Annotated in this window: 16 protein-coding genes; 11 read left to right on the top strand and 5 right to left on the bottom strand. The window is 59.6% G+C overall.

Annotated elements, in window-relative coordinates:
• Nucleotide 1: 1 nt before the first annotated feature.
• Together xseA and ACWR1S_RS16865 are read right to left on the bottom strand one after the other, a co-directional pair.
• Nucleotides 2-1381: an exodeoxyribonuclease VII large subunit gene (xseA, locus tag ACWR1S_RS16870; protein ID WP_454564301.1), complete on the bottom strand. Its 1380-nt coding sequence runs from the start codon at nucleotides 1379-1381 to the stop codon at nucleotides 2-4.
• 85 nt (nucleotides 1382-1466) lie between these two features.
• Nucleotides 1467-2411: a LysR family transcriptional regulator gene (locus tag ACWR1S_RS16865; protein ID WP_454564300.1), complete on the bottom strand. Its 945-nt coding sequence runs from the start codon at nucleotides 2409-2411 to the stop codon at nucleotides 1467-1469.
• A 100-nt stretch (nucleotides 2412-2511) separates the two neighbouring features.
• Between ACWR1S_RS16865 and ACWR1S_RS16860 the strand changes: the two genes are divergently transcribed.
• The 4 genes from ACWR1S_RS16860 to guaA all read left to right on the top strand — a co-directional run bounded on the left by ACWR1S_RS16860 (nucleotide 2512) and on the right by guaA (nucleotide 7242).
• Nucleotides 2512-3279 carry a sulfite exporter TauE/SafE family protein gene (locus ACWR1S_RS16860; protein ID WP_454564299.1) on the top strand — a complete coding sequence of 256 codons (768 nt, stop codon included), beginning with the start codon at nucleotides 2512-2514 and terminating at the stop codon, nucleotides 3277-3279.
• Nucleotides 3280-3430: 151 nt separating this feature from the next.
• Nucleotides 3431-3979: a sugar ABC transporter ATPase gene (locus ACWR1S_RS16855; RefSeq protein ID WP_016984359.1), complete on the top strand. Its 549-nt coding sequence runs from the start codon at nucleotides 3431-3433 to the stop codon at nucleotides 3977-3979.
• A 116-nt stretch (nucleotides 3980-4095) separates the two neighbouring features.
• Nucleotides 4096-5565 (top strand): IMP dehydrogenase, encoded by a 1470-nt coding sequence (guaB, locus tag ACWR1S_RS16850; RefSeq protein ID WP_007916845.1) that lies wholly within the window; start codon nucleotides 4096-4098, stop codon nucleotides 5563-5565.
• A 99-nt stretch (nucleotides 5566-5664) separates the two neighbouring features.
• Nucleotides 5665-7242 carry a glutamine-hydrolyzing GMP synthase gene (gene guaA, locus ACWR1S_RS16845; RefSeq protein WP_122589943.1) on the top strand — a complete coding sequence of 526 codons (1578 nt, stop codon included), beginning with the start codon at nucleotides 5665-5667 and terminating at the stop codon, nucleotides 7240-7242.
• 77 nt (nucleotides 7243-7319) lie between these two features.
• On the opposite strand, the gene ACWR1S_RS16840 is transcribed toward guaA, so the two are convergent.
• The 3 genes from ACWR1S_RS16840 to treR all read right to left on the bottom strand — a co-directional run bounded on the left by ACWR1S_RS16840 (nucleotide 7320) and on the right by treR (nucleotide 14604).
• Nucleotides 7320-10457, bottom strand: a complete 3138-nt coding sequence (locus tag ACWR1S_RS16840) for a membrane-targeted effector domain-containing toxin (protein ID WP_454564298.1) — start codon at nucleotides 10455-10457, stop codon at nucleotides 7320-7322.
• Between the two features lie 254 nt (nucleotides 10458-10711).
• Nucleotides 10712-13798: a membrane-targeted effector domain-containing toxin gene (locus ACWR1S_RS16835; RefSeq protein WP_454564297.1), complete on the bottom strand. Its 3087-nt coding sequence runs from the start codon at nucleotides 13796-13798 to the stop codon at nucleotides 10712-10714.
• A 101-nt stretch (nucleotides 13799-13899) separates the two neighbouring features.
• Nucleotides 13900-14604 carry a trehalose operon repressor gene (treR, locus tag ACWR1S_RS16830; RefSeq protein WP_034156275.1) on the bottom strand — a complete coding sequence of 235 codons (705 nt, stop codon included), beginning with the start codon at nucleotides 14602-14604 and terminating at the stop codon, nucleotides 13900-13902.
• 235 nt (nucleotides 14605-14839) lie between these two features.
• On the opposite strand from treR, the gene treP reads away from it, so the two are divergent.
• From treP to tadA, 7 genes are all read left to right on the top strand, one after another.
• Entirely contained in the window at nucleotides 14840-16282 is a 1443-nt protein-coding gene (treP, locus tag ACWR1S_RS16825; RefSeq protein WP_454564296.1) for a PTS system trehalose-specific EIIBC component, read from the top strand.
• A 117-nt stretch (nucleotides 16283-16399) separates the two neighbouring features.
• A complete protein-coding gene (gene treC, locus ACWR1S_RS16820; protein WP_454564295.1) occupies nucleotides 16400-18049 on the top strand; it encodes an alpha,alpha-phosphotrehalase in 1650 nt (549 codons plus the stop codon).
• Nucleotides 18050-18155: 106 nt separating this feature from the next.
• Nucleotides 18156-19379 carry a carbohydrate porin gene (locus tag ACWR1S_RS16815; protein ID WP_454564294.1) on the top strand — a complete coding sequence of 408 codons (1224 nt, stop codon included), beginning with the start codon at nucleotides 18156-18158 and terminating at the stop codon, nucleotides 19377-19379.
• A 62-nt stretch (nucleotides 19380-19441) separates the two neighbouring features.
• Nucleotides 19442-21970, top strand: coding sequence for a phosphoenolpyruvate--protein phosphotransferase (ptsP, locus tag ACWR1S_RS16810; RefSeq protein WP_454564293.1), 2529 nt, complete (start codon nucleotides 19442-19444; stop codon nucleotides 21968-21970).
• 1 nt (nucleotide 21971) lies between these two features.
• Nucleotides 21972-22274, top strand: coding sequence for a PTS transporter subunit EIIB (locus ACWR1S_RS16805; protein ID WP_454564292.1), 303 nt, complete (start codon nucleotides 21972-21974; stop codon nucleotides 22272-22274).
• A gap of 104 nt (nucleotides 22275-22378) precedes the next feature.
• Nucleotides 22379-23755 (top strand): multicopper oxidase family protein, encoded by a 1377-nt coding sequence (locus ACWR1S_RS16800; protein WP_454564291.1) that lies wholly within the window; start codon nucleotides 22379-22381, stop codon nucleotides 23753-23755.
• Nucleotides 23755-24255, top strand: coding sequence for a tRNA adenosine(34) deaminase TadA (gene tadA / locus ACWR1S_RS16795; protein WP_454564290.1), 501 nt, complete (start codon nucleotides 23755-23757; stop codon nucleotides 24253-24255). The genes ACWR1S_RS16800 and tadA overlap by 1 nt, the downstream gene beginning before the upstream one ends.
• The last annotated feature ends 168 nt before the right edge of the window (nucleotides 24256-24423 follow it).

Here is a 24423-nt window from a genome sequence, read left to right as displayed (position 1 = left end):
ATCAGTCCAGTAAAGAGAGGGTGACAGGCGTCAGGTGATTGTCCTCGACGCGCACGTGCAGTTCGCCTTCGCCGAGTTTGGCTTTCAGGCGCTGGCCGGTGTGGGTTTGCGCTGCGTTGCGGATTGCGTGGCCGCGCTCATCAAGCAGAATGCTGTAGCCGCGACCGAGCGTTGCCAGCGGGCTGACCACATGCAGCGTCTGCATCTGGCTGTGCAATTGCAGACGACGGCTTTTCAGGCCTTCGCGCATGGCACGCGGCAAGCGTTCGGCGAGGCTGTCGAGGCGCTGGCGCAACATCGCCAGTTGTCGTCCCGGATGTTGTCCGGCGAGGCGGGTTTCCAGGCGGATCAGCCGCTCGCGACGGGTGTTGAGGCTGCGTTCGAACGCCCGACGCATGCGCATGTCCAGATCATCCAGACGTTGCGCTTGCTGGCGCAGACGTTCGCCGGGATGACGCAGGCGACGCGCCATGCCTTCCAGACGCAGGCGATCACGCATCAGGCGGTCGCGCATGCGCATCACCAAGCGGCGATGCAGGCTTTCGACTTGACGAATCAGATGGCTGGAATCCGGAGCGAGCAATTCGGCAGCCGCTGATGGCGTCGGTGCGCGAACGTCGGCGACAAAGTCGCTGATCGATACATCGGTTTCATGGCCGACGGCGCTGACAATCGGCGTCACACAAGCATCGACGGCGCGGGCCACGGCTTCCTCGTTGAAGCACCAGAGGTCTTCCAGCGAACCGCCGCCACGGGCGAGGATCAACGCGTCAAAACCACGGGCATCGGCCATTTTCAGCGCGCGGACGATTTGCGCGGTGGCTTCACGGCCCTGCACGGCGGTCGGAATCAGCGTCAGTTGGACTTGCGGCGCACGGCGGCGGAACACGCTGATGATGTCGCGAATCACCGCGCCGGTCGGCGAACTGATGATACCGATGCGTTGCGGATGCGCCGGCAACGGCACTTTGCGTTCGGCACTGAACAGGCCTTCGGCGCTGAGCTTTTCTTTCAGCGCATCGAAGGCCAGGCGTAGCGCGCCGTCACCGGCAGGCTCCACGGTGTCGAGGATCAGTTGATAGTCGCCACGGCCCTCGAACAGCGAGACCTTGCCGCGCACTTTGACGGCCAGGCCATCCTTGAGCGCCTGACGCACCCGCGCGGCGTTCTGCCGGAACAACGCGCAACGCACCTGCGCGCCGCTGTCCTTGAGCGTGAAGTAAATGTGCCCGGACGCCGGGCGGGCGAGGTTGGAGATTTCGCCTTCGACCCAGATGTTGCTGAACACGTCTTCAAGCAACACCCGCGCGCGGCCGTTGAGCTGGCTGACGGTCAGGACCTCACGGTCCAGGCCAAGTCTTGCAAAGGGATCTTTAATCATGGGGCGCAGTTTAAAGGCATTTGCCGCCGAATCACCATTACACCGCACAAAACCCTGTGGGAGCGAGCTTGCTCGCGAAGGCGTCTTATCCTTCGACATCCTCAGTGGCTGACGGTCCGCTTTCGCGAGCAAGCTCGCTCCCACAGGGGGAATTGGTGAATGTCTGGAGGAAGTGTTGAATCAGCGGCGTGGGATTTTGCCGATAGGCGAGGGCGACGGTGCTGTGGCAGTCGGCATCGGTCAGCGGCAGGAATCGTACGCCGCTCGGCGCGATGTCCTGCATGGATTCCGGCAGCAGGGCGATGCCGAATCCGGCCTGAATCAACTGTAACTGCGTGGTCTTTCGCGACATGACCCGCGCGGCTTTCGGGAAGAAGCCCTGACGCATGCACAGATCGGCACACAGATAACTCAAACCGCCGCGCTGCGGATGCGGAATCGAGATGAACGCTTCGTCCTTCAGTTGGGCCAGGTCGACACGCTCAGCCGCGGCCAACCGATGATCCATCGGAACCGCCAGCAGCAACCGCTCAGTAAACAGCGGCACAATCTGAATACCTTCACGCTGGCGCAACACCGGCAGGCGCAGCAGGCCGATGTCGAGGCGTCCTTCGGTCAACTCGTCCAGTTGCGCCTCGGAAGACAACTTGCCGATGTCCAGCGACACACCGGGTTGTTGCTGCAGATAGGCGCCGATATCACTGAGCAAACGACCGCTGATCGACACGGTGCTGGAATGACTGAGGCGCAAGGTGCCTAGCTGACCATTGCCGACCTCTGTGGCCATGGCGCTGGCCTTGCTCAGCTCATTGAGCAGGTTTCTTGCCCGCGGCAGAAATGCTTCGCCCGCCGCCGTCAGTCGGGGCTGGCGAGCGGTGCGTTCGAACAATGGGGTTTGCAGGCGCGTTTCCATGTCCTTGATCTGCCGGCTCAGCGCCGATTGCGCGATAAACAGACGCTCGGCCGCCGCACTGAAGCTGCCGCATTCGGCGATTTCCACGAAGTAGCGTAATTGACGGGTTGAAAGCACAAGGCATGCCTTTTCGAGATAAGTAAGCGATCTGGAAGATATTAGTCGCAACGCTCGGCGCTGACTAAAGTCATCTCAGGCTTATTAAGGAAGCGCATCGATGAGCGTGGCGGGGTTGTTGAGTGAGTGGTCGTGGGGCGTCAGTGGTTGGGCGGTAATTGCCTTGGGCATCGCGCTGGCTTACATCGTGTTTGGCATTGCCGGGTTTGGTACGGCGCTGGTGGCGGGGCCGATTCTGATTTTGTTCCTGCCATTGTCGAAGATTGTGCCGCTGCTGGTGCTGCTGGATTTTGTCGCGGCGTTCGGCAATCTGCTGCCGTCGCGGCGGGATGTGGCTAAACCGGAGCTGTTGCGGTTGCTGCCGTGGATGGCGGTCGGTTGTACGTTGGGGGTTATTTTTCTACTTAATCTGAAGTCCGATCTGTTGCTGTTGTTGATGGGGCTGTTTATCAGCGCCTATGCGATTTACAGCTTGTGGGTGAAAGCGCGGCCGGCGCAATTGTCGGCGGCATGGGCGGTGCCGATGGGGACGGTGGGCGGGTTGTTCGGGGCGCTGTTTGGCAGTGGCGGCTTTCTCTATGCGATCTATTTGAATAGTCGGCTGCCGAAAGACGCCGCGCGGGCCACGCAAAGTGCGCTGATCAGTTGCAGCACGGTGGTGCGTTTGAGCCTGTTTGCTATCGCCGGTGTGTATGCCGAGCTACCCTTGTTGATGCTGGCCTTGTGTTTGTTGCCGGCCATGGCGCTGGGGCTGTGGATCGGGCGGCGCTTGACCATGAAGTTGTCGCGCGAGGCGTTTGTGCGGTTGGTGACGTGGCTGGTGCTGGCGAGCGGGATTGCTTTGATCGGACGCTACCTCAGCACTTGACCGGATTTCGTCAGGGATTAAGCTGCCGGCCTTTAGGGCCTCTTCGCGAGCAGGTCGAATCGTCGCACCGTCGCTCCCACAGGGAACTGCATTCCATTGTGGGAGCGAGCCTGCTCGCGAAGGCGTCAGCAGCCACACCGCAGGACTCTCCATGAATTCGCAAAGCATCATCGTCCCGAAAATCTCCACCCTGCCGGTCCACGAACCCCGGGCCCGGGCGATCGTGCGCTGGCTGGTGCGCAAGAACATCATCAAGGAAGAGCTGAGCACTTGTGGCCGCACCGGCAACCGCATGGCTTACGCGATTGCCGACGGCGCGCGTGCCGTGGTCCTGCACCCGCAAGCGCTGCCGTTTGGTGAGCCAATCAACGGCCTGGAGATCGTTACCAAACGCTGCATCTACACCCCGGCCAAGGGCTTTCTCGAAGAGGCCGGTTGCGCCGAGTGCCGTCGTGAAGTTGGCGAAGCACTGTTCGAAAGCCTCGAAGAGTGGTTTCCGGGTCGCACCGACAACTTCACCTGCCCCGAATGCGGGCATGAAGACGATATCAACGGCTTTCTGTATTTGCAGGAGTGCGCGTTTTCCAACCTCGGTTTCATCTTCAACAACTGGCTGGAGGCGGGCTTCAAGCAAAGCTTTATCGATGAGTTTGCCGATTGGCTCGATCAACCTGTCTCTTGGGTCAAGGTGGAGCTGTAGGGCCGGGGATCTCCGTATATCAGCAACATTGATATTAAGCTGAGTTTTACATTGAACAGCAGGGGGTGTCTGACTATAATGGCGCGCTTCCATTTTCCCGCTCGGGAGCCCCCGCGATGCTGCGTATCAGCCAAGAAGCTCTGACATTCGACGACATTCTCCTAGTGCCCGGTTATTCCGAGGTACTTCCTAACGAAGTCAGTCTCAAGACCCGCCTTACCCGTGGCATCGAGCTGAACATTCCTCTGGTTTCTGCCGCCATGGACACCGTTACTGAAGCCCGTCTGGCAATCGCCATGGCTCAGGAAGGTGGCATCGGCATTATCCACAAGAACATGACCATCGAGCAGCAAGCTGCCGAAGTGCGCAAGGTCAAGAAGTTCGAAGCCGGCGTCGTCAAGGATCCGATCACCATCGAGGCTGATGCCACGGTTCGTGACCTGTTCGAATTGACCCGCATGCACAACATTTCCGGCGTTCCGGTGCTGCACGATGGCGACCTGGTCGGCATCGTCACTTCCCGTGACGTGCGTTTCGAAAGCCGTCTGGAAGCCACCGTCCGTGAAGTGATGACGCCCAAAGAGCGTCTGGTCACGATCAAGGAAGGCGCGAGCAAGGACGAAGCACGCGAACTGCTGCACAAGCACCGCATCGAGCGCGTGCTGATCGTCGACGACAAATTCGCCCTCAAAGGCATGATGACCGTCAACGATATCGAAAAAGCCAAAGCCTACCCGCTGGCCAGCAAGGACGATCAAGGTCGTCTGCGCGTGGGCGCTGCGGTCGGTACCGGTAAAGACACCGGTGACCGCGTTGCCGCTCTGGTCAATGCTGGCGTGGACGTCGTGGTAGTCGATACCGCGCACGGTCACTCCAAAGGCGTGATCGACCGCGTTCGCTGGGTCAAAGAGAATTTCCCTGAAGTGCAGGTGATCGGCGGCAACATCGCCACCGGCGCCGCTGCCAAGGCTCTGGCCGAAGCAGGCGCTGACGCCGTCAAGGTCGGTATCGGCCCTGGCTCGATCTGCACCACCCGTATCGTCGCCGGTGTCGGCGTCCCGCAAATCAGTGCCATCGCCAACGTTGCCGCTGCCCTTGAAGGCACTGGCGTTCCGTTGATCGCCGACGGCGGCATCCGTTTCTCCGGTGACCTGTCCAAGGCCATCGTAGCCGGTGCTTCCTGCGTGATGATGGGCTCGATGTTCGCCGGTACTGAAGAAGCGCCGGGCGAAATCGAACTGTTCCAGGGCCGTTCGTACAAGGCGTATCGCGGCATGGGTTCGCTGGGCGCCATGTCCCAGGCACAAGGTTCTTCCGACCGTTACTTCCAGGACTCCTCGGCAGGCGCCGAGAAACTCGTTCCGGAAGGCATCGAAGGCCGTGTGCCTTACAAAGGCACCCTGAGCGCGATCATTCACCAGTTGATGGGCGGTCTGCGTTCCTCGATGGGCTACACCGGTAGCGCCAACATCGAAGAAATGCGCACCAAGCCTGAGTTCGTGCGGATCACCGGCGCTGGCATGGCCGAATCCCACGTTCACGACGTGCAGATCACCAAAGAAGCGCCAAACTACCGCGTAGGTTGAGCCTTCAAGCAATAAAGTAAGCAACCGGGGCTGTTTGATTCAGCCCCGAGTTGTTTCTGAATCACGACTGTTTCTGAACGACTTAGACGAGACTGAATCATGGCCCTCGATATTCACGCTCACCGCATCCTGATCCTCGACTTCGGTTCGCAATACACCCAACTGATTGCCCGCCGCGTGCGCGAAATCGGTGTGTACTGCGAACTGCACCCGTTCGACATGGACGAAGATGCGATCCGCGAATTCGCTCCTAAAGGCGTCATCCTCGCCGGCGGCCCCGAGTCCGTGCACGTCGCCGACAGCCCGCGTTGCCCGCAGGCAGTGTTCGATCTGGGCGTACCGGTCTTCGGTATCTGCTACGGCATGCAAACCATGGCCGAGCAACTGGGCGGCAAGGTTGAAGGTTCCGAACTGCGTGAGTTCGGTTACGCCCGCGTTGACGTGGTCGGCAAGAGCCGTCTGCTCGACGGCATTGAAGACCACATCGACGCTGACGGCCTGTTCGGCCTCGACGTATGGATGAGCCACGGTGACAAAGTCACCAAGATGCCGGAAGACTTCCACATCCTCGCCAGCACCCCAAGCTGCCCGATCGCCGGTATGTTCAACGACGACCGTGGCTACTACGGCGTGCAGTTCCACCCGGAAGTGACCCACACCAAGCAGGGCGGTCGCATCCTGTCGCGCTTCGTGCTCGACATCTGCGGCTGTGAAGCCCTGTGGACGCCGTCGAAGATCGCTGAAGACGCCATCGCCAACATCCGCGCACAAGTCGGCACCGACAACGTGCTGCTGGGTCTGTCCGGCGGCGTTGACTCCTCGGTGGTTGCTGCGCTGCTGCACAAAGCCATCGGCGACCAACTGACCTGCGTCTTCGTCGACAACGGCCTGCTGCGTCTGCACGAAGGCGAGCAAGTGATGGCCATGTTCGCCGAGAACATGGGCGTCAAAGTCATTCGCGCCAACGCTGAAGATCAGTTCCTCGACAACCTGGCCGGCGAAGCCGATCCGGAGAAGAAGCGCAAGATCATCGGTCGCACCTTCATCGACGTCTTCGATGCCCAGTCGAACAAACTGGAAAACATCAAGTACCTCGCTCAGGGCACCATCTACCCGGACGTGATCGAATCGGCTGGCGCGAAAAGCGGCAAAGCCCACGTGATCAAGTCGCACCACAACGTGGGCGGCCTGCCGGAAGAGATGAACCTGAAACTGGTCGAGCCACTGCGCGAACTGTTCAAGGACGAAGTCCGTCGTCTGGGCCTGGAACTCGGCCTGCCGTACGACATGGTCTACCGTCACCCATTCCCGGGCCCGGGCCTGGGCGTGCGCATCCTCGGTGAAGTGAAAAAGGAATACGCCGACCTGTTGCGTCGTGCCGACCATATCTTCATCGAAGAACTGCGCAAAGCCGACTGGTACCACAAAGTCAGCCAGGCTTTCGTGGTGTTCCAGCCAGTGAAATCGGTTGGCGTGGTTGGTGATGGCCGTCGTTACGCCTGGGTCGTTGCCCTGCGCGCCGTAGAAACCATCGACTTCATGACCGCGCGTTGGGCGCACCTGCCTTACGAACTGCTGGAAACCGTCTCCGGCCGCATCATCAATGAAATCGAAGGCATCTCTCGCGTCACTTACGACGTGTCGAGCAAGCCGCCGGCGACTATTGAGTGGGAGTGATCCCGCTACAAGCTGATTAACGAAAAACCCTTGGCCTGAAGCCAAGGGTTTTTTCGTTTCATGCCGCTGAAAACAGGTTAGCTGGGTAAGCGACTTTGCAGGGTCAAGCCGATCTCTATCAGGCGCTGGGATAACGCGCCGATGTCACGGAACATGATGCCGCTGATTCGGGGCATCGACTGTGCCCAGATGTAAACCTGACCATCTCGTCTGCAATTCACCATGGTTCGAACAATATTGCCGTCGCTGTTACGACGCACGAGTGTGTATGCATTCTGGGTTTTTTCGAACATGAACATGCCGTTGCGATTCAGCAATGTATTCACCGCTGCCTCAGTCCATTGCGGCACAGGCGTTTCGATCTGCAAGCGCAGATCGGCGAACAGGAAGTCCGATGAGTTGCGCGTCGATGCCCCGTTATCAAACGGGCCCCGAGCGACTTCCAGTCCCGGGTCTATCCTGACACCGGCCACTTCGGTGGATGTCGCTTCTTCAATCCGTAACCCGATGCCACCTCTGAGTTCGCTGATGCCGGGCAGATTTCTGAAGGTATTGGTGCTCGTTGCCTCGACCAGGGCCACCCATTTGCCGGGTCTGTTGAGGAGCTCGTCACCCCACATGATTTGAGAGGCGAGCCGGGCGTGGATCATCTGCTCTTCGATCGAAGTCAGCGGTACCTTCAGTTTGTAACTGTGCGCGACTTCAAGACCTTGGGCGCGGATGCCATTGGCCTGGGCAGTCTTGATCAGTTCAAGGATGTTGAATCGGTTATCAGGGTCGGTACCCAGGCTGGACAAGTAGCCTCGAAGATCCTCTGACATCTCTCCCGACAGGAAAAAGTCGTTGAGATCTGCCTGGGCAAAGTCACTCAGCAAACCCCGTACGTAGAGCGTGTTGATATGCCGTGCGAACGCCGGCATGTTTTCGATCATGAAGCGTGTGCTGGCGATGCGATCAAGGGTTTCGCCGACGACCAGTCCATCGGCATTGGCAAAGATGCGATCAATCAACTCAGCCGTCTGCATCTCGGCATCGATTGGCGGGATGACGGGCCGTGCGGGCAGGTTGGTCCAGTTCAGCTCGGAGTAATACTCTTTGGCCTCGTTTAGCAGGGACAAGCGTCTGTCGCGGAAATAGGCCACAAACGTATCGACACTTGATGGTTTACCGCGGTTTGCACTGGAGAGCTCGGCGAACGTCTCGGGCAAGTTCATTGCCCATCTTTTCATTTTCGCCATGTTCACGCCTTCGATGTCGTTGAGGGGCGTCACCAGGCGCAGTGGTCGCGCGCCCGGTGAAACCGGTTCGACGAGGGGAAGCTCCGCTGACGGCGTTGATGAAGCCTGGGCCGAGGACGAGGACAGGTCGGTGTCCAGGAAACAGGCCTTGCCCACGCATTGGCCGCCTCCCCTGAGACGCAACGCGGGTATGCGTTGCCACTTGCCGTTACTGGCGAAGCGTACTGGCAATGAGTAAGCAAACTGATTGGGCCGCTCGGGATTGACGATAGCCCAATTGCCGGCCTCTTCGGAGTCGGCGAAGTAGCGCACGTAGTACGCGGCACCCTCCATTTCGATGGCATGGCCCGGCTCCTTGTCCAGGCGGTAAATACCTTCATATTTGCCCGGCGCCGCCTCTACAGAACGGTGGGCCAGTAATTCGTTGCATCGATATCGGGCAGGAATCTTTGGAAAGGGCGGACCTTGGCGCGCAGCAGCCGTGGCCAACTGCCGGATGGATGCGATGGGAGTCTCGGTGGGGATTTCGTTTGTCAGCTCAACGGGTACCTCTGGATCAACCACCGGGACTGGCGGTTGATCCAGAGGCGGCAACAAGGGTGAGTCTGGCGAAGTGAACTCGATCAACCCGAGCATTTCTTCAGCTTCGGCAAAATCCACCTGCGGGCCCACTTCAAGTTGCGCGCCCGTGCTGATCAGAAACGGAATGTTGAACACAATGTCGATGGCATTGAGCACTGCGCCAGTAACACCGGCCTTGCGTTCGGTGGGCGTAGTGCCGTTGATGGCCTGATCGATGTTCAATCCCATGTTCGCGATGCTGGCGCCAATCAAAGGCAACGCCAAGGGCCAACCCACCGCTGCCATCGGGCCGAATACTTTCAGCCCGGCACTCAAATAACCGATCCAGAGTTTTTTGCGCAGGTCGCTGTTGGACGTGAGCGCCAAGTGCGCCTCGGCAACCATGCCCGAGCGTGTCGACTCGCTCAACCAAGTGAATGCGTCACCGCTGATCGCGACGTTGCTGCGATTGATCATGCGGTGATCGCTGTGACCCCAGGTGCTCACCAGGCGGTTCATCAGATCGGTGAGGTTTTCGTTGATGTGATTACGGTCGGCCAGCGGGAAATGCTGGAGAAACGCTGTGCGCTTGTGCTCTGAATTCATCTGCTCAAGCATCCACCAATGCAGATCCGCTGCATTGTCCATCAAGAGGAATGCCCGGGCCTCGCCTGGCAAGTAAAGGGTCTGGCGGCCACTGTCTTCCACCAGACGCAGCGCATTGAAGGCGACGTGGCCATCGAGATCCAGCGCCCGCACTTCAGCACCGACCGGGTGTAACACTTGCAGCATTTGCAAGGTAGCGGGCCAAGTGACGGGCCCGATGACCGAGCCGACGATGCGCTGAAAATCAGAGCCATCAAGGTCACCCTGCTGCAGCGCCTGCACAGCCAGACTGAGAAAGTTGCACTTTGCCAATGCGCGGAAGTTATCCGCCGAGGTTTGCCAGAATGTCGTCAGCTGACCTGTGTAGCGCGCGCTGAAGTCGACATCCCAGAATGCCTTTAGCACGTCGCTGCCGAGCAACCGCACTTCATTGCTCTGATTGAAGTTTTCCGCCTCCGGGCCATCCGAGTAGAAGCCGCAGTAGAGGCCAAGCAGATCCGCGTTGTCTTGATCGGTCGCACGAAAGCGATGGATCACCAACTGCGTGAGGGTGAGCGTTTCATAAGGCCTTTCCAGCACATGCTCCCAACCCGTGAAGGTCAGCGAGCTGCTCTGCGCCGTTTTGAAACGGTGGAAATAAACCCGGTCGGGATCGAGGCCGGACAGTCCTTTGTCCGCGAGGATTTCGTTGGCAACTTGACGGGCTGCGTCGTGCAGACTCGGGCAGGTCTGCACGATAGTCGCGGCAATGGCTTTGAGGGCAGTTTTATCCGCTGCGTTTGGCAGGAGACGTCGTTCGGGTGAGGTCATGCGTTCTTCATCCTTGAGAAACAAAGGTCGAGCATGACTGATTCGCGCAAGGGCAGTGCACTACCGGGCTACCGCATATTGCCCTTGTTGATAATAGAGTGGGAGTGCTGGAGGAGGGCAGATTGCAGGACATCCTGCAGGCGCTAGCTGGCTTCACAAGCGCAGAGGAAGCTTGATGAAAAATGCCCGTCAGTTTTGCTGACGGGCATTTTTTGGTTGTCGGGTTTCCCCTGCTCATGTTTAAACGGAGAGCTTCAATCAGGGATCCGGCTACGCAATATCAGTCCGGTATCGGACAACCGCTGAGACATGTCCTTCAGGTTGGCGAACGCGATGTCATTCACCCGCTGCCACGCAGGTCGGTGGAGAGAGACCTTGCCGTCATTCAATCGAGCGATCGGTGTGCGTTGCAGCAAGCCCTGTTTGCTGCGGTGAATCAGCGTGTAGCTGTCGCCTGCTTTTTCGAACAGATACATGCCACGCCGGTACAAAAGATTCTCCAGCGTCTCCTCGTTCCAGCTCACCTCGGGTACCTGAACTTTCAAGCGCAAGTCGGCGCGTAGAAGGTCTGGATTTCCTTGCCTGACAGTGCCACCGGGCGAGCTGCCGCGGGGTACTTCAATGCCCGGGTCAACGTCGATACCCAGCTCTTCACCCGCGCCGACTTCATCGATTCGCAGGCCGATTCCTCCCTTCAATTCACTGAGACCCAGCAGTCCTCTGAAGGTGTTGGTGTTGTGCGCATCCGTCACAACGATCCATTTCTCAGGACTGTTGAGGTAGACGTCGCCGGTCATGATGTCGCTTGCCAGGTAGGTGCTCATCATTTGTTCGTCGACGGAGGGCAGCGGTGTTTTCATTTTGTAGCTGGCGGCGCAGTCGATCGCCTGGACCCGAACCCCGTTCGCTCGCGCAACCTGGACCAGTTCCAGTGGGTTGAATCGACCGCCAGGATCGGTGCCGAGACTGTTCAAGTAAGCGCGTAAATCCACGGCCATATTGCCGCTTGTGAAGTAGCGGTTCAGTTCGACCTGAGCGAAGTCACTGAGCAGGCCACGCAGGTAGAGGGTTTTCGCGTGGCGGGCTAACGCCGGCATGGTATCGATCAGAAAACGCAGGCTGGCGATGCGATCAAGCGTTTCTCCCACCACCAGACCTGATGCGTTTTCAAAAATGCCATCGACAAGATCGGCCAGTGGCATCGAACCGCTGATCTCGGGCAGCGTTGGCCGCGCTGGCTGGATCATCCACGGCAGGTTCTTGAAAAAGCCTCGGGCTGAATTCTGCAACAGTTGGCGTTTGCCGACGGCATACAACTCGAACGGGTCGTCCATGCCCAAGCCGCCGGCACCGTCGGGCTGCAACTGGGCATGGGTTTCGTTGAGGTTCAGCGCCCAACCCCTTATCGAGCGGCGTACTGTCGGATCGATGTCGTAGGCGCTGGTCACCGGACGCGGTGGGCGCGATTTCGAGGGCTGCGGTTCTGCCGTCGCTTCAGCGGGCATCTCGGGCGGTGTGGGTTCGAAGGTGTCGAGTTCGATATCCGGGGTGCATTGTTTGCCCATGCATTGGCCGCCGCCTTTGAGGCCCAATGCCGGCATTCGCTCCCATTCGCCTGATCCATTGAGGCGGATCGGCAGCGAATGAACCAGTTGGTTGGGTCTGTCTGGATCGACGATTGCCCAGTCGCCACTGCCCTTGGAATTAGCGAAGAAACGCACATAGTAGGGGGTGTCATTCATCAGAATGGCGTAGGGCGGATCAGTCTCGAGTCGGTAAATACCCTGATATTTTCCGGACTCCTCGCCGAGAGCTGTGCCATCGAGTAATTCGTTGCATTGATAACGTTCGGGCACCGGGGGCGGTGCAGCCTTTTGCGCTGGAATCAGCACCGTTTCATCAAGATTTGGCACGGTAGTGTCGACAGCGTCCGGCACCATGATCTGTGTCGCGTTTTCAGCTTCGAGGACGGGGTTCGGGAATTCGCTGTACTCGGCCATTTCAGCGGCCTCAGCCGCGTCGACCTCGGCGCCCACCTCCAGCATCGGCCCGGTGCCGATGAGCAATGGAAGGTTGAACAACAGATTGATGCCATTCAACACCGCGCCCAGCACGCCGGCCTTGCGCTCGGCTCTGGTCTTGCCGTTTTGCGCCTGATCGATATTCAGGCCCATGTTCGCGAGGGTGGCGCCAATCACCGGCAGCGCCAGCGGCCAGCCGACAGTGGCCATCGGGCCGAACACTTTGAGGCCCGCACTCAGGTAGCCGATCCACAGTTTTTTGCGCAGATCGCCATTCGATGTCAGGGACAGGTGGGCTTCTGTGAACATCGCCTGGCGGGTCGAGTCGCGCAGCCAACTGAATGCATCATCGGTCAGCACCAGGTTGGTTTGGTTGATCAGGTGATGGTCGGCACGGCCCCAGGTCCCGACCAGGCGATTCATCAGGTCAGTCACGTTCTCGGTCATGCGCTGACGGTCAGCGAGGGCAAAATGATCCAGAAAGGACGTGCGGCGTTTCGCGTCGTTCATTTGATCAAGCACCCACCAATGCAGGTCCGTCACCGTTTCCTTGACCACGAATGCTTCGGCCTCACTGGGCAGATAGATAATCTGCCGACCGCCGGGATCAACGACGCGCAGCAGTTGCGTGGCGACATGCCCATCAATGTCGAACGCGCATACATTCCCCGTTGCAGTGTGGCGCGCCTGCAACATGCTCAGGGTTATCGGCCAGCTGACGGGCCCCACCACTGAATCCACCAGCCACTGAAAATCACTCCCGGTGAGTTGCCCAAGGTCCAGAGCCTGCACCGCCCGGTTAAGAAAATTGCACTTGGCCAAGGTGCGGAAATCGTCGGCGTGAGTGTTCCAGAAGTCCGTCAGGGTGGCGGTGTAATGACCACTGAAATCGAGGTTCCAGAAAGCGTTCAAGACCTCATTGCCATGCAGGCGTACTTGATTTTTTTCGTCGAAATTCTCGCCCTGCGGACCTTCCGTGTAGAAGCCGCCATACAGATCAAGAAGATCGGCATTGTCCTGGTCGGTGACGCGAAAACGATGAGTGACCAACTGTGTCAGGGTCATCGATTCGTAGGGCTTTTCGCGGATGTGTTCCCACCCGGTAAACGAACGAGTGCTGCTCTGGGCCGTCTTGAAACGATGGAAATACACCTGATCCGGATCAAGGGCCGGCAGGCCTTTTGCTTCCAGCAGATCACTGGCCGCCTCATGGGCTGCGTCCTGCAGGCCGGGGCAGTTCTGCACGACGGTATAGGCGATTCGCTTCAGAGCCGCCTTGTCTGCCGCGTTCGGCAGAGGGCTTGGTTGGGTGGCGTACATGCTTTCTCCATCCTTGAGAAATGAGGGCCGAGCATGGCCGATTCGCTCAAGGGGAGTGCACTACATATGTACCGCACAGGATCGTTGGAAATGTGCCGGGGTCAGCGCCGTGCCACGTCGGAAAAGTAGAACTTGTCCAGGGTGTGCCGCGATTCGGTGTACTCGAACTGACGACCGTCCTGAAGGAAGGTCTGGTTGCTGACCACGATCACATGGCTCTGACCGTCGAGGTCCAGGTGCAATTGATCATCTTTGCTGCGCGGCACCGCTTCGATGGTGCGTTGCGCGTAGGCAATCTGTAACTGCAGGGTCTGTTCGATATGGGCGTAGATCGACTGTTCGGCGATGTCGAGGGACAGACCGGGAATCACTTCGCTGACGAAATGGTTGATGTCGAGGATGACCCGTTTGCCATCGATCCGCCGCACACGCTTGATCCGCGTGATGAGGCTGCCCGGTTCGGCATGGATGTGCTCAAGCAGGGCGCCTTCCAGCGGTATCTGGCTCAGCTCGACCACCTCGGTACTGACGTCGTTGCCCAGGCGCGGGTAGGTTTCCTGAAAACTGACGATGCCGCCGAGCTGAAACTCGATCGGGTTGGTCGAAAGCACGAAGGTGCCTTTGCCGTGAATTTTCTGCGCAAAGCCGCGTTCCTGAAGCAGTTCGATAGCCTTGCGCACCGTGCCACGGCTGGCCTGATAGCTGTCCATCAATTCGGTTTCGGAAGGCAGGCGGGCGCCGCGCTCCAGGCGCTCAGTCGTGATGCTGGCCAGCAGATCGCTATAGATCTGGTTGTATTTGCTCATGGGGAGGCTCGGTGCCGACGGTGCTCAAAGCTTCGAACCTTAAGGCCAGGGTAGGGCTTTGTCCATGTGGACGATGGAAATCACCTTAGGGCGGGGTAGGAAAATTCGTCGTCGGTCTGGCGGGAATAAGCATAAACAAACTCGTCTGTACGAGTTGTTGCATTAACTCGTACAGACGAGTATTTTTCGCTTCGGCGTGCTGCCAATAACAACAATCCACAGCGGAAGAATAAGCATGAGCCACGACTATCCGAACATTGCCAGGCAATTGCTGCGCAGCCTCGGCGGCAGCGATAACCTCGAACAGGCCGCCCATTGCGTCACGCGGTTGCGACTGGCCCTGAAAGACCCGAGCCTGGTCGACAGCGCCGCGCTGAACCAGATCGATCTGGTCAAAGGCTCGTTCTTCACCGGCGGCCTGTATCAGGTGGTGATCGGTCCGGGCGAGGTGGAAAAGGTCTACGCCGAACTGCGACGCCAGACCGGTCTCGCCGCGTCGACCATCGCTGACGTCAAACAGAAAAGTGCCGAAAAGATCAACGCCCTGCAGCGCCTGGTGCGAGTCTTTTCCGATGTGTTCATGCCGATTCTGCCGGCGCTGATCATTGCCGGCCTGCTGATGGGCATCAACAATCTGCTCGGCGCCAAAGGCATGTTCATCGAAGGGCAGACCCTGCTCGATGCCTACCCGAAACTCGACGGGCTGTGGAGCCTGATCAATCTGATGGCCAATACCTCGTTCGTGTTTCTGCCGGCGCTGGTGGGCTGGTCGGCGGCCAAGCGTTTTGGCGGCAGCGAGATCCTCGGCATCGTGCTCGGCCTGATGCTGGTACACCCCGATCTGCTCAACGCCTGGAACTACGGCAAGGCCGTGGCCGGGCTGGACGGGCAGCATCTGCCGTACTTCGACATTCTCGGGTTGTTCCAGGTGGAAAAGGTCGGTTATCAGGGGCAGATCCTGCCGATTCTGCTGGCCGCCTATGTGATGAGTGTCATCGAAAAATGGCTGCGCGCGCGCGTGCCCAACGCGATTCAGTTGCTCGTGGTGCCGATCACCACCATCGTCGTCACCGGCGTGCTGGCGCTGGCAGTGATCGGCCCGGTGACTCGCCATATCGGTATTTTCATCACCGAAGGGCTGGTCATGCTGTTTGATCTGGCGCCGATGGTCGGGGGCGCGATTTTCGGTCTGCTGTATGCGCCGCTGGTGATCACCGGCATGCACCACATGTTTCTCGCGGTCGATCTGCAATTGATCTCGACCCAGGGCGGCACCTTTATCTGGCCAATGATTGTCATGTCCAACCTCGCTCAGGGCAGTGCCGCGTTGGCGGTGTTCTGGATGACGCGCAATGCGCGGGACAAGAGCATGGCGTCGACCTCGGCGATTTCCGCCTACTTCGGTATCACCGAACCGGCGATGTTCGGCGTCAATCTTCGCTACAAGTTTCCGTTTTACGCCGCGCTGACCGGCTCCGCGCTGGGCTGCGTGTTTCTGTCGCTGAACAAGGTTCAGGCATCGGCCATCGGTGTCGGTGGCCTGCCAGGGTTTATCTCGATCATTCCGCAGTACATCCCGATGTTCGTGATCGGGATGCTGATTGCCATGCTCGTGCCGTTTGTTCTGACCTGTGCACTGAGCATGAAGATTGTCCGGCCCGGTTATCGGGTTGCCTGAATCGAACTGTAGGAGCTGCCGAAGGCTGCGATCTTTTGATCCTGCCTCTCAAAGTCAAAAGATCGCAGCCTGCGGCAGCTCCTACAGGGCTCGTAAAATTCAAGAGGAAAATGTGCCATGCAAGACTGGCAACGTTCGGTGATCTACCAGATCTACCCGAAGAGTTTTCATAGCCACGCCGGCAACCCGACGGGGGATCTGCTCGGCATCGTCGCCAAGCTCGACTACCTGCACTGGCTGGGTGTCGACTGCTTGTGGATCACGCCATTCCTGCGTTCGCCGCAACGCGACAACGGCTACGACATCAGCGATTACTACGCGATCGATCCGAGCTACGGCAGCATGGCCGACTGCGAATTGTTGATCGCCGAAGCGGGCAAGCGCGGGATCAAGCTGATGCTCGACATCGTGGTCAATCACACCTCGATCGAACACGTCTGGTTCCAGCAGGCGCGCAGCAGCCTCGACAACCCTTACCGTGACTTCTACATCTGGCGTGATCAGCCGAACAACTGGGAATCCAAGTTCGGCGGTTCCGCCTGGGAGTACGAAGCCCAGACCGGTCAGTATTACCTGCATCTGTTCGACCACACCCAGGCTGACCTGAATTGGGACAATCCCGAGGTCCGCGCCGAAGTATTCCGGATGATGCAGTTCTGGCGGGACAAGGGCGTGGGCGGTTTTCGTCTGGACGTGATCAATCTGATCTCCAAGCCCGAGGACTTTCCCGAAGACAGCAGCGATGGCCGACGCTTCTACACCGACGGGCCGAATGTCCACGCGTACTTGCAGCAGATGCACCGCGAAGTCTTCGCAGGGCACGAGCTGATCAATGTCGGCGAGATGTCTTCGACCAGTCTCGAACACTGCATTCGTTATTCGAATCCGCAGTCGAAAGAACTGTCGATGACCTTCAACTTTCACCACTTGAAAGTCGATTATCCGAACCTGCAGAAGTGGGTGCGCGCCGACTTCGATTTCCTTCAGCTGAAGAAAATTCTGTCCGACTGGCAAACCGGCATGCAGGCCGGTGGCGGCTGGAACGCACTGTTCTGGTGTAACCACGATCAACCGCGTGTGGTTTCGCGCTTCGGCGATGACGGCGAGTACCGCGAGCGCTCGGCGAAAATGCTCGGCACTGCACTGCACTTTCTGCAGGGCACGCCGTTCGTGTATCAGGGCGAAGAGTTGGGCATGACCAATCCGGGGTTCGAATCGATCGAGCATTATCGCGATGTCGAGACGCTGAACATCTTCCGACTCAAGCGCGAAGCCGGCAGCAGCGATGCCGACAACATGGCGGCGATCATGCAGAAGTCCCGCGATAACGGCCGCACGCCGATGCACTGGGACGCCGGGCCGAATGCCGGTTTCAGTAGCGTCGAGCCGTGGATCGGGGTGCCGGCCAATGCCGCGCAGATCAACGTCGCCCACCAGCTCGACGACCCGGATTCGGTGTTGCATCACTACCGCCGTCTGATCGCATTGCGTCGCTGCGAGCCGCTTATCACCGAAGGGCTGTACCGACAATTGCTGCCCGAACATCCGCAGGTCTGGGCGTATGTGCGTGAAGGCAGCGCCGAGCGTTTGTTGGTGGTGAACAACTTCTACGGGACAACCTGTGAGGTGGAGTTACCGTCGACAGTCATCAGCGAGTCGATGCGCCAGCGCCAGTTGATCAGCAATTATCCGGACGGCCCGTTGCGCAAGCGACAGGTGACGTTACGACCTTATGAGTCCTTCGTGCTGCACCTGATCGATCCCTGACCTTTAACTGGAAAAACCTGCTTTCAAAAAAACACGCAGATCAATGCGCGGGGGATTTTTGCGCGCCGAATTCATGCAACCAACAATAAAAACAATGGGGTGGCTTATGAAAACAACAATAAATCGCAGCCTTGCAGTCGCAGGTTTTTGCCTGGCCTTGCCGCCAACGTCACAAGCGCTGGAGTTTGGCGGCTACTTGCGCAGCGGTGTCGGCACGTCGGTCAACAGCAGCGGTCAGTCGTGCTTCCAGTTACCCGGTGCGCAGACCAAATATCGTCTGGGTAACGAATGCGAGCAGTACGGTGAGCTGGAGTTGCGTCAGGATCTGTACACCCTCGACGACGGTTCGGTACTGAGTGTCGATGGCATGGCCTCGCTGTACAACCGCTACGACCGCAGCCCTACATTCAAAGATGACAATGGCTCGATACGCTTGCCGCAAGCCTACGCACAGTGGTCGGCAATGCCGGCGCTCAATGGCGGTTCACTCTGGGCCGGGCGCCGTTACTACAAACGTAATGACATCCACATCTCTGATTTTTATTACTGGAACCAGAGCGCCACCGGGGGCGGGGTCGAAGACGTATTGATCGGCGATCTGAAATACAGCTACGCCTTCTCGCGAAAGGACAACCTGTACCAGAAGGACTACATCAATCGGCATGACTTCAACGTCGCCGGTTTCAAGACCAATCCGGGCGGTGAACTGGAGTTCGGCTTGAGCTATATCGACAAGCCCGACAGCCGCGATGCCCACCGAGGCTGGGCGATCACCACGCAACATGTGCAAAAGGACTTTCTCGGCGGCAAGAACAAACTGGCCCTGCAATACGGTGAAGGGCCGGGCACCGGGCTTGGCTACACCGGCAACGTCAAACTGGACGACAACAATAAAAGCTACCGGATCGTCGAGTTTTTCGACTGGCAGGTGACCCCGCGTTTTGGCGGACAAATCGCGGCGGTGTATCAGAAAGACATTCGCCCGGACGGTGCCGATCAGAACTGGATGTCCTTGGGCGTGCGTCCCACCTACGCGCTCAGCGAACAGTTCAAACTGGTCACCGAACTGGGTCACGATCAAGTCGAGGCCCCGGGCGGCACGCGCAAGCTGAGCAAGTTCACGTTTGCCCCGACCTGGTCGCCCAAAGGGCCCGAGTTCTGGGCGCGTCCCGAGGTGCGTCTGTATTACACGTATGCCACCTGGAACGAGGCCGCCAAACGTGCGGCCAATGAACTGGCGAAAGGCTCGGCATTGTCTGACACCGGCGCCTTTGGCACCGCTCGCCACGGTGCGAATGTCGGATTGCAGGTCGAATACTGGTGGAAATAAGCGATGCTGATGGAGCGTCGCGCTCCGTGGGCACTTCAAAGAACAAAACTGCAGGTGACGTCATGGCCACACCCCAACCCTTGCTACTGCTGGCTCCCTTGTCCGGTGTCCTGATGGCGCTCGAGCACGTGCCCGATCCGGTGTTTTCCGGGCGCGTGATCGGCGACGGTCTGTGCATCGATCCAACCTCGTCGACCTTATGCGCGCCCTTGGCCGGGGTTATCAGCAACGTGCAGGCCAGCGGGCATGCCGTGAGCATCACGGATGACAACGGCGTGCAGGTGTTGATGCATATTGGCCTCGATACGGTGAACCTCGCCGGGCAAGGCTTCACTTCTCTGGTCGAAGAGGGGCAGCGGGTCGCCGCCGGGCAGGCGCTGATCGAGTTCGACGCCGATTACATTGCCCGACATGCGCGCAGCCTGATGACGTTGATGCTGGTGGTCAGTGGGGAGCCGTTTACCTGGCTGATCGCGCCGAGCGGACGGGTCGAAAGCGGCCAGCCGTTGCTTGAAATAGCCAGCACCCAGGCACTCAGCGAGGAAGCCGGGGCGTCAGAGGGGCAGGCTGTTCTCTCGCAATCATTGAAACTGCCCAACCCCAATGGTCTGCATGCGCGCCCGGCGGCGGTGTTCGCGCAAGCGGCAAAGGGTTTTACGGCAAAGATTTACCTGCATAAGCAGCAGGCTCAAGCTAACGCCAAATCGCTGGTGGCAATCATGGCGTTGCAGACCGCGTTTGGCGACAGCGTGCAAGTCAGTGCGGTGGGCGCAGACGCTGACGCTGCCATCGATGCATTGACCCGGCTGCTAGCCGAGGGCTGCGGTGAAGCGATAACGGCGGTGGCGCCCGCCGAGATCGTCGGTACGGAGGCGCTGACGCTGCTGCGGGGCGTCTGTGCATCACCCGGTTCGGCGTTGGGGCAGGTGCTGCAGATCAGCGAGCCGGTCTTCGATGTCAGCGAGTTCGGCGGCGGAGCAGACGTCGAGCGCGAGGCCCTCGCCAATGCCCTGATCGAAGCCGATCTGGCCCTGCAGCATTTGCGTGATACCGCCGCTGGCGAGGCCGAAGCCGAGATCTTCAAGGCGCATCAGGAACTGCTCGAAGACCCGGGGCTGCTCGATCAGGCCCAAGCGCTGATCAGCGCGGGCAAAAGTGCGGCGTTCGCCTGGCGTGCGGCCACTGAAGAAACCGCGATCATGTTTCGCCAACTCGGCAGTGCGCTGCTCGCCGAGCGGGCGGCGGATCTGACCGATGTCGGGCGCCGCGTGCTCAAGCTGTTGCTGGGGATTGGCGAGCCGGTGCTGGAGTTGCCGCAAGGTTGCATCCTGATCGCCGATCAACTGACGCCGTCGCAGACTGCCGGCATCGATACCAGCAAAGTGCTGGGGTTTGCCACGGTTGGCGGCGGCGCGACCAGTCACGTGGCGATTCTCGCCCGCGCCTGTGGTCTGCCGTCGATCTGCGGGGTGCCGGTGCAAATGCTGGCGCTGGGCAACGGCACGCAGGTTTTGCTCGATGCCGACAAGGGCGAATTGCATGTGCTCCCCGATCCTGCGGCCGTCAGTCAATGGCAGACTCGGCAGGCGCAACAGCGCCAGCGTCATGAACATGAACTGGCCAACGCGACGCTCGCGGCGCGCACCCGTGACGGGCATCACGTCGAGGTGTCGGCCAACGTCGCATCCTTGCCTGAGACCGAGCAGGCCATGGCCTCGGGGGGCGCGGGCGTTGGCCTGCTACGTTCGGAATTTCTCTATCTGGGCCGCAACCATGCGCCGAGCCATGACGAACAGGTCGCCACTTACAGCGCGATCGCTCGCTGTGTCGGGTCCGCGCACAATCTGGTGGTGCGCACCCTCGATGTCGGCGGCGACAAACCGCTGGCCTACGTGCCCATGGACAGCGAAACCAATCCGTTCCTGGGCGTGCGCGGCATTCGTTTGTGCCTGGAGCGTCCGCAGTTATTGCGTGAGCAGTTCCGCGCCATGCTCGGTTGCTGCGATCTGACGCGTTTGCACATCATGTTGCCGATGGTCACGCAGCTGTCGGAGCTGCGTCTGGCGCGGCAGATGCTCGACGAGGAAATAGTGGCGCTGGGGCTAACGCAACGGCCGAAACTGGGAATCATGATCGAAGTGCCGGCGGCGGCGCTGATGGCGGACCTGTTTGCGCCGCTGGTGGATTTTTTCTCGATCGGCACCAACGACCTGACGCAATACACCTTGGCCATGGATCGCGACCACCCGCGTCTGGCCAGTCAGGCGGACAGTTTTCATCCAGCGGTATTGCGCCTGATCGCCACGACCGTGAAGGCCGCCCACGTCCATGGCAAATGGGTCGGTGTGTGCGGGGCGATGGCCTCTGAACGGCTGGCGGTGCCGCTGTTGCTGGGGCTGGGGGTCGATGAGTTGTCGGTGAGCGTGCCGATGATTGCACCGGTCAAGGCAACGGTGCGCGAGCTGGAACTGGCGGATTGTCAGATCATCGCGCAACAGGTGCTGGGTCTGGAAAGCGCCGGGCAGGTGCGTGAGGCGTTGCAGCTCTTTCACGAGGCAACCGTCGATACTTTGCGGGTTCTGGAGAACTGAGATGTTGGATAAATTGCAGAAGGCATTCTGGAAAGCCCTGACCCCGGATCTGGTGGTGGATACACCCACAGCAGCGGCCGAGCCGATCGACGCGTTGAGCGCCGATATCGTCGCGGCGCTGGGCGGTGTGGATAACCTCCAATCGCAGCAACCATTGGCGTTGACGCGGGTGCGGGTTGTGTTGCGTGATGTTTCGCGCATGGACCAGCCGGCGTTGAATGCCGCCGGTGTCGCAGGCGTCATGCCTCTGGAGGGCGGCGTGGTGCACCTGATTACCGGGTTACGATCTCAAGCCGACAGGTGACGTGCGGCCTCAGGTCGCCCTTACTGTTTCTCAACCGCAGGTGTATCGTATTCGCCTTTTGCAGGCCTTAGGGCCTGTCGCTGATACGTGAGGTAGTTGAGTTCATGTCCTTTACCCGTCGCCAAATCCTCGGTGGCCTGGCCGGTCTTGTTGTCGTTGGTGTCGGGGCGGGGGGCGCGTCGCGTTATTGGCTCGGCAAAATGGCCGACGCCGAGGCGGGCCACGACTATGAACTGATCGCCGCACCGCTGGACGTCGAACTGGTGCCGGGGCACAAGACCGAGGCCTGGGCATTCGGCCCGTCGGCGCCGGGCACCGAGTTGCGTGTGCGCCAGGGCGAATGGTTGCGGGTGCGCTTCATCAACCACTTGCCGGTGGCGACGACCATTCACTGGCACGGCATTCGTCTGCCGCTGGAGATGGACGGCGTGCCGTATGTGTCGCAACTGCCGGTATTGCCCGGCGAATACTTCGATTACAAGTTCCGCGTGCCGGATGCCGGCAGTTATTGGTATCACCCGCATGTCAGCAGCAGCGAAGAGCTGGGGCGTGGGCTGGTCGGGCCGCTGATCATCGAAGAGCGCGAACCCACCGGTTTCAAGTACGAAAAAACCTTGAGCCTGAAAAACTGGCACATCGATGACGAAGGCAATTTCGTCGAATTCAGCATCCCGCGTGAGGCTGCACGGGGCGGCACGGCGGGGCGGTTGTCGACCATCAACGGCGTGCCGACCCCGGTGATCGAGCTGCCGGCCGGGCAGATCACCCGGGTACGTTTGCTCAACCTCGACAACACCCTGACTTACCGCATCAATATTCCCGGCGTCGAAGCGCAGATCTATGCGCTGGACGGCAATCCGGTCGAACCCCGGCCGCTGGGCAAGGAATACTGGCTCGGCCCGGGCATGCGTATTTGTCTGGCGATCAAGGCACCGGCGGCCGGCGAAGAATTGTCGCTGCGCAATGGTCCGGTACGTCTCGGCACCCTGCGTTCGGTGGCCAATAACGATGCGCCGACCGAGTGGCCGAAAGCGCTGCCCGCCAACCCGGTGGCGGAGCCAGACCTGGCCAATGCCGAGAAACTCAACTTCAATTTCGAATGGGTCGGCTCGGTGTCGGTCAACGTCGACAACGGCAAACCGCCGAGCCTGTGGCAGATCAACGGCAAGGCCTGGGACATCACCGACAAGACCTGCGCCGACCGCCCGATTGCCAGCCTGAAACTGGGCCAGAGTTACATCTTCGAATTGAAGAACATGACTCAGTATCAGCACCCGATTCACCTGCACGGCATGAGTTTCAAGGTGATCGCGTCGAACCGGCACAAGATCATTCCGTACTTCACCGACACCTATCTGCTGGGCAAGAACGAGCGCGCGCAAGTGGCGCTGGTGGCTGATAATCCGGGGGTGTGGATGTTCCACTGCCACGTGATCGACCACATGGAAACCGGCCTGATGGCCGCCATCGAGGTGAAGTGATGCGCCAGATTCGCCCTGCCGCGATCATCGACCGCAGTCGTGATCGCGATTTCATGCGTGAAGCGCTGGCCCTCGCCGCGCAAGGCGCAGCGCTCGGCGAAGTGCCGGTGGGCGCGGTGCTGGTGCAGGACGGCGAGATCATAGGGCGGGGTTTCAACTGCCCGATCAGTACCAGCGACCCGAGTGCCCATGCGGAAATGATCGCGATTCGTGCGTCGGCGCAAGCGGTGGACAACTATCGTCTGCCGGGCAGCACGCTGTATGTGACGCTGGAACCGTGCAGCATGTGCGCCGGTTTGATCGTGCATTCGCGGGTGGCGCGGGTGGTTTACGGCGCGCTGGAGCCGAAGGCGGGGATTGTGCAGAGTCAGGGGCAGTTTTTTACCCAGGGCTTTTTGAATCACCGGGTGTTGTATGAAGGCGGGGTGTTGGCGGAGGAGTGCGGCGCGGTGCTGACCGAATTCTTCCGCGCCCGAAGAGCAAAAAGCCCCTCACCCTAACCCTCTCCCAGAGGGAGAGGGGACTGACCGGATTGGATGGGCGAGGTCCGCCGACCTGAGATACCGAGTCGAACTCAAGTTTAGAAAAGCCCAAAGATCAGCCTCCTCTTTCGGAGGGAGAGGGGACTGACCGGATTGGATGGGCGAGGTCCGCCGACCTGAGATACC

This window comes from Pseudomonas sp. AIG (assembly GCF_977020205.1).
Note: the sequence above shows the minus strand (reverse complement) of the source record. Positions and strands in the feature narration are given on the sequence as shown.

Excerpts from the sequence above, each read along its gene's own strand:
- ACWR1S_RS16840 (WP_454564298.1), bottom strand. The coding sequence starts at position 10,457 with ATGACCTCACCCGAACGACGTCTCCTGCCAAACGCAGCGGATAAAACT.
- ptsP (WP_454564293.1), top strand. The coding sequence starts at position 19,442 with ATGGCCACACCCCAACCCTTGCTACTGCTGGCTCCCTTGTCCGGTGTC.
- ACWR1S_RS16805 (WP_454564292.1), top strand. The coding sequence starts at position 21,972 with ATGTTGGATAAATTGCAGAAGGCATTCTGGAAAGCCCTGACCCCGGAT.
- ACWR1S_RS16835 (WP_454564297.1), bottom strand. The coding sequence starts at position 13,798 with ATGTACGCCACCCAACCAAGCCCTCTGCCGAACGCGGCAGACAAGGCG.
- ACWR1S_RS16855 (WP_016984359.1), top strand. The coding sequence starts at position 3,431 with ATGAATTCGCAAAGCATCATCGTCCCGAAAATCTCCACCCTGCCGGTC.
- guaA (WP_122589943.1), top strand. The coding sequence starts at position 5,665 with ATGGCCCTCGATATTCACGCTCACCGCATCCTGATCCTCGACTTCGGT.
- guaB (WP_007916845.1), top strand. The coding sequence starts at position 4,096 with ATGCTGCGTATCAGCCAAGAAGCTCTGACATTCGACGACATTCTCCTA.
- treC (WP_454564295.1), top strand. The coding sequence starts at position 16,400 with ATGCAAGACTGGCAACGTTCGGTGATCTACCAGATCTACCCGAAGAGT.
- ACWR1S_RS16800 (WP_454564291.1), top strand. The coding sequence starts at position 22,379 with ATGTCCTTTACCCGTCGCCAAATCCTCGGTGGCCTGGCCGGTCTTGTT.
- ACWR1S_RS16815 (WP_454564294.1), top strand. The coding sequence starts at position 18,156 with ATGAAAACAACAATAAATCGCAGCCTTGCAGTCGCAGGTTTTTGCCTG.
- treP (WP_454564296.1), top strand. The coding sequence starts at position 14,840 with ATGAGCCACGACTATCCGAACATTGCCAGGCAATTGCTGCGCAGCCTC.
- ACWR1S_RS16860 (WP_454564299.1), top strand. The coding sequence starts at position 2,512 with ATGAGCGTGGCGGGGTTGTTGAGTGAGTGGTCGTGGGGCGTCAGTGGT.
- xseA (WP_454564301.1), bottom strand. The coding sequence starts at position 1,381 with ATGATTAAAGATCCCTTTGCAAGACTTGGCCTGGACCGTGAGGTCCTG.
- treR (WP_034156275.1), bottom strand. The coding sequence starts at position 14,604 with ATGAGCAAATACAACCAGATCTATAGCGATCTGCTGGCCAGCATCACG.
- tadA (WP_454564290.1), top strand. The coding sequence starts at position 23,755 with ATGCGCCAGATTCGCCCTGCCGCGATCATCGACCGCAGTCGTGATCGC.